Source organism: Actinomycetota bacterium (assembly GCA_035759705.1).
Classification (GTDB): domain Bacteria; phylum Actinomycetota; class CADDZG01; order JAHWKV01; family JAHWKV01; genus JAJCYE01.
Genome location: DASTUJ010000166.1, coordinates 1 through 4,928 on the forward strand (window position 1 = coordinate 1; position 4,928 = coordinate 4,928).

Consider the following 4,928-nt stretch of genomic DNA (forward strand, 5'->3'; position numbering starts at 1 on the left):
GCGAGAAGATGATCCGCCTCTCGGTCGAGGTCTCGGTCACGCCGCCAGGGGTCTCGTAGCGGGTGGCTGCGGGAAGCAGGATCACCTCGTCCGCCGGGTCGACCAGCATCTGCGACGACACCACGATGTCCATGTGCACCCGAAGCGGCACCCGGCCCAGCGCCTGCTCGACGAACGGCGGGTCGGGCATGACCTCCAGGAAGTTGCCCCCGGCGCTGAACAGGACGTCCAGGTCGCCGGAGTGCGCGGCGTCGATCATCTCCGGCGCCACCAGGCCGGCGGCCCAAGGGACCGGCAGCCCCCACTGCTCCCCCAGGCTTGCGGCCGACTCCTCGGAGACGGCCACCCCGCCCGGGAAAACCGTCGAGTAGGCCCCCATCTCGGCGCCCCCCTGGACGCCGGAGTGGCCCCGGATCGGCATGAGGCCGCAACCTGGGCGCCCGACGAAACCCTTTGACAGGCCGAGGTTCACAATCGCCCGCACGTTGTCCTCGCCGTATGCGTGCTGGGTGACGCCCATGCTCCACACCAGAACGCAGGTCCGGGCGGCTCCGAGCATCTCGGCGAACGCCTCCATCTCGGCCCGGGGCAGGCCGGCCAGCCGCTCCAGCTCCTCCCACGGCTGGTCCTGCAGCGTCGAGGCCAGCTCGGCGAACCCGGTGGTGTGGGCGTCGACGAACGACCGGTCGACCAGCCCAGCCTCGACCATGTGCTTGAGCGTCCCGTTTAAAAACCCGACGTCCCCGCCGGTGTTGATCTGGAAGAAGCGGTCGGTGATCTTGGTCCCGAACAGAGCCGACTCGGTGTTGCTGGGGACCCAGTAGCGCTCCATGCCCGGCTCCCGGTAGGGGTTTACGCAGACCACCTTGGTCCCCTCCTTGCGGGCGTGGTAGAGGTACTTCATCGCCACCGGCTGGTTGTTCGCCGGGTTCGAGCCGATGAAGACGACCAGGTCGGACCCGATCCAGTCGGAGTAGGAGCAGGTCGTCGCGGCGACGCCCAGGCCTTCCTTCAGGGCGAAGGTCGACGGGGCGTGGCAGACCCGGGCCGCGTTGTCGATGGAGTTGGTGCCCATCGCCCGTACCGCCTTGCCGGCGGCGTAGTAGGACTCGTTCGGCATCCCCCGGGAGGTCAGGTAGAAGGCGGTGCGCTGCGGGTCGGTCGCCCGGATGCGGGAGGCGATCCGGTCCAGCGCCTCGTCCCAGGTGACCCGGCTGAAGCCCGGGTCGCCCCTGCGACGCAGCATCGGGTAGGGCAGGCGGCCCAGGTTGCGAAGGTCGGCGCTGCGTCTGCCGGCGAGGCGCCTGACGTCTTCCAGCAGGCCGTCGTCCATTGCCGCCATGGTGTTGAGGCTGAGCAGCCGAAGCCGGACGTTGCATAGGTGGATCTCGTCGACCGTCCAGTCCCTCATCCCCTTGGTGCCGAGCGCACACCCGTCGCACACACCCTGGTTGAGGATCCTCCAGGCGTAGGGGAGCTCCTTGCGGTTCTCCTTGACGGCCTTGAGGATCTCGAGGTAGTTGTTCGGCCGCCCCTCCCCTATGCCGAAGGGCTTGGGCGAGGCCCACAGGGACGGCTGCCAGCGTTTGTTCACCATTCGATTGTCGCCGCTGCCCGCCGGATTGGGAAACTAATTAACCTGGTGTTTTCCCTACCTGCCGCGCTTAACGACTATTGTTCTGGCCGTGGAATTCCGGTTGACCCACTGGCGAACGTCCTCGGCCCCCGGCGAGCGTGAGGTCAACTCCATCCTGAGGCGCGAAGGCCTGCGGGGCCACCGCTGGTCGAACGGTCCCGGCGTTCGCTACCGGTCGCACGCCCACGAACAGGGCAAGGTCATCTACTGCCTGGACGGCGGCATCGTGTTCCACGTAGCCGGAACCTGCGTCGAGCTGAGCCCCGGGGACCGGCTGGAGATCGAACCGGGAATCGTCCACTCGGCCGACGTAGGCCCCCACGGTGTCATCTGCCTGGAGGCTATGAAAGACTCCGCGTAACACCCGGCGGTGAAATCCGGCCTTCCGGTCCCGGAAAGGACTAGATTCATCGCCTGCAATCAAGGGGCGGAGTCCGTGAAGTTGACTCGAAAGCGAACAACCTGGCTTTTGTTGACCGTGGCTCTGATTGCCGCGCTCGTCGCCGGGACCTCCTCCGCCGACAACAACTGTGAAGCATCGGGTCCGGGCGCCGATTCGACCGCCTGCGAGCAGGAGATATCCATCGTCACCGGCGACACCGGGAACTCCGGGGACACCGGGGACGCCGGCGCGGGCGGGGGCTCCGGTCCGGCCGGCGACGGGGCCCGCGGAGGAAACAGCGGAGCCGCGGCGGGCGGCCGGGGGAACGGCGGTAGCGGCGGAGCGGGCACCGGGGGGACCGGTCCGGGCGGCAGCGGCAACGGCGGAAACGGGGGCGACGGCGGTGCAGCAGGCGGTGCCGGGGACTACTCCGGGGCAACCACCAGCGACGGGTTCGGCGGCGGGGGCTCGGGCGGAGGCGGCGGAGGCGGGTCGTGTGACGGCTGCGCAGCCATATCGAGCACCAGCGCCGGCGACGGCGGCGAAGGCGGGGACGGCGGAGGCGGCGACGCCGAGTCCGGCGGAGGCGGCGAGGCCGAAGAGGCCGGCGACTCCGGCGGCGGGGGCTCGGGCGGAGGCAGCGGGGGCAGCGGCGACTCCGGCGACAGCGGCAACGGCTGCGCCGACGCGGACAACAACAACTGCGAGGACTGACCGGCCCCAAGGCTCACGCGAAATCTTTCCGCCGGCTCCAATCCAACCAGAGGTCTTCAGCGAACAACCTTCGTACTCGCGGCCGCTTTTGGGCGGCGAGGAGGGCACCCTGCTCTGGGCCCTCAGAGCAGGGTGTCCGCCCCCTTTACCCGAGAAGGAGCACAAGGATGAGCGAGACTCGCGAAAAGGTCTGGGGGCTCTCGAAGGCCGACGCAGATTACGGGCCGTCCCCCACTCCCGGCTACGAATGCCGCAACTGCCGGTACATGTTTCCGAAGACGGCAATCGGGACCTGCAAGCTGGTCCGGGGATCGATCAAAGCCGACTACTCCTGCAAGGAGTTCAAGCCGGAGCCTCCGGTGGTATAGTCGAACACATGTTCGAGTCAGATCTGGACCTGAAGAGTGCGAAGCCCCTTGCCAGCGGGGCTTCGCACTTTTTGCGTCCGATTCTTTCCCGTACTTGACAGCTATGTAAGTACCCGTATGTAATTAGCTCCCGGCCCCAAGATGTGGTGTGGCTGGACCCCACGAACCCCTACGGGTTGGGGTAAACTAGACATATGCAATTCCCGGCAGAGTCGGGAGAAGGAGCGAAAAATGGCCATCAAAAGCGAGGACCTCGACGACCTTGGGCCGGTTACTTCCCTGACTGACCGCCGACCCGCAGCAAGCTGGACCTCCACCTACGACGCAGTCGAGTTGGGCGAGATCAAGTACCCCTTCGCCCTCGAGTACTTCGACCAGGGCTGCGCCAACACCTGGTTCCCGAAGGAGATCCCGCTCTCCGAGGACGTCGAGCAGTGGAACACTGCGCTCACCGACGTCGAGCGCCACTACGTCACCTGGATGCTCGGGTTCTTCTGCACGTCCGAGTCGCTGGTGGCCAACAACCTGGTCATGGCGCTCTACCCGCAACTGCCCATCCCCGAGGCCCGGCTGTACCTCGGCCGCCAGGCCTACGAGGAGATGAACCACACGGTCACCTTCGACTACGTGATCAAGACCCTGAACCTGGACCGGGAGGCCATCTTCAAGATGCACGCCACCTGTCCGGAGATGGCCGCCAAGGAGAAGTTCGAGACCGAGCTGACCCGCGCGCTCATCGAGGGCAACTTCACCGATGAGGACGACCGGATCCGTCACCTGATCCGCAACCTGGTCGGCTACTACGTGATCATGGAGGGCATCTTCTTCTACACCGGCTTCATGGTCGGGCTGAGCTTCGAGCGCCGCCGGCTGCTGAAGGGCCTGGGCACGCTGATCCGCTACGTCCTGAAGGACGAGTCGATCCACCTGGCGTTTGGTGTCGACCTGATCTCGGCCATCGTCGCCGAGAACCCCCAGGTCATGACGCCTGAGTTCAAGGAGGAGATCACCGGCCTGATCCGCACTGCGGTCGAGCTGGAGACGGCGTACGCCGAGGTGGCCATGCCCGACGGGATCCTGGGCCTGAACAAGAGCGTGTACGGCCAGTACTGCCGCTACATCGCCGACCGGCGCCTGCAGAAGATCGGCTTCGAGAAGATCTACGGCGACAAGAACCCGGCGAAGTGGCTGATCACGCAGAACGACATGCCGGAGCTGATCAACTTCTTCGAGTCCAAGCCGATCGACTACGAGGCTTCAGTCCGGGGCTAGATTCAGCTTGGTTTACGCAGCCCTGGGGACTATCCGCTGGACAAAACCATTGACGGTGCGGCGAACAGTCCCCAGGGCTGCTTCGCGTCCTAGACCCCTTCCTTTCATGCGGGCAAGGCGGACGGGCTCCAGAGGGCATAATTGTCTCTATGCGTCGCCTACTTTGCCTGATGGTCCTGGTGTCGACGCTCATTGTTTTTCCCGTGCCTTCCGCCGGGGCCGCCTTCCCCAACGACACCGGCTTCACCGACACCCTGGTCGGCAACGTGGCATCGCCGACATCGATCTCCTTCGCCTCCGGCGGCCGAATGCTCGTCACCACCCAGGCCGGGACGGTCCGCGTATTCGTCAACGGCGCCCTGCAGGCCACCCCGGCGCTCACCCTCTCGGGCGTTTGCAGCTCGGGTGAGCAGGGCCTTCTCGGGTCCGCAGTGTCGGCAACCAATGAGGTGTTCCTCTACTACACCTCCAACCACAACGGCGACTGCTGGAACCGGGTCTCACGCTTCACCCTGGGAGCCAACAACCTGTTGACCGGCGAGGTGATCCTGCTGGA

At 66.1% G+C, this 4,928-nt stretch carries 6 protein-coding genes; 5 read left to right on the forward strand and 1 reads right to left on the reverse strand.

The features are described 5' to 3' along the window. A partial coding sequence (locus VFV09_11135; GenBank protein HEU4868269.1) for a molybdopterin-dependent oxidoreductase occupies positions 1–1,597 on the reverse strand: 1,597 nt, incomplete at its 3' end. An 88-nt stretch (positions 1,598–1,685) separates the two neighbouring features. Between VFV09_11135 and VFV09_11140 the strand changes: the two genes are divergently transcribed. From VFV09_11140 to VFV09_11160, 5 genes are all read left to right on the forward strand, one after another. Continuing rightward, positions 1,686–1,997 (forward strand): cupin domain-containing protein, encoded by a 312-nt coding sequence (locus tag VFV09_11140; GenBank protein ID HEU4868270.1) that lies wholly within the window; start codon positions 1,686–1,688, stop codon positions 1,995–1,997. An 81-nt stretch (positions 1,998–2,078) separates the two neighbouring features. Continuing rightward, positions 2,079–2,732: a hypothetical protein gene (locus VFV09_11145; GenBank protein ID HEU4868271.1), complete on the forward strand. Its 654-nt coding sequence runs from the start codon at positions 2,079–2,081 to the stop codon at positions 2,730–2,732. Positions 2,733–2,899: 167 nt separating this feature from the next. Then, entirely contained in the window at positions 2,900–3,100 is a 201-nt protein-coding gene (locus VFV09_11150; protein ID HEU4868272.1) for a hypothetical protein, read from the forward strand. Between the two features lie 231 nt (positions 3,101–3,331). Continuing rightward, positions 3,332–4,372 carry a ribonucleotide-diphosphate reductase subunit beta gene (locus VFV09_11155; protein HEU4868273.1) on the forward strand — a complete coding sequence of 347 codons (1,041 nt, stop codon included), beginning with the start codon at positions 3,332–3,334 and terminating at the stop codon, positions 4,370–4,372. A gap of 149 nt (positions 4,373–4,521) precedes the next feature. Continuing rightward, positions 4,522–4,928: PQQ-dependent sugar dehydrogenase (locus VFV09_11160; protein HEU4868274.1), on the forward strand; the 407-nt coding region annotated here is incomplete at its 3' end.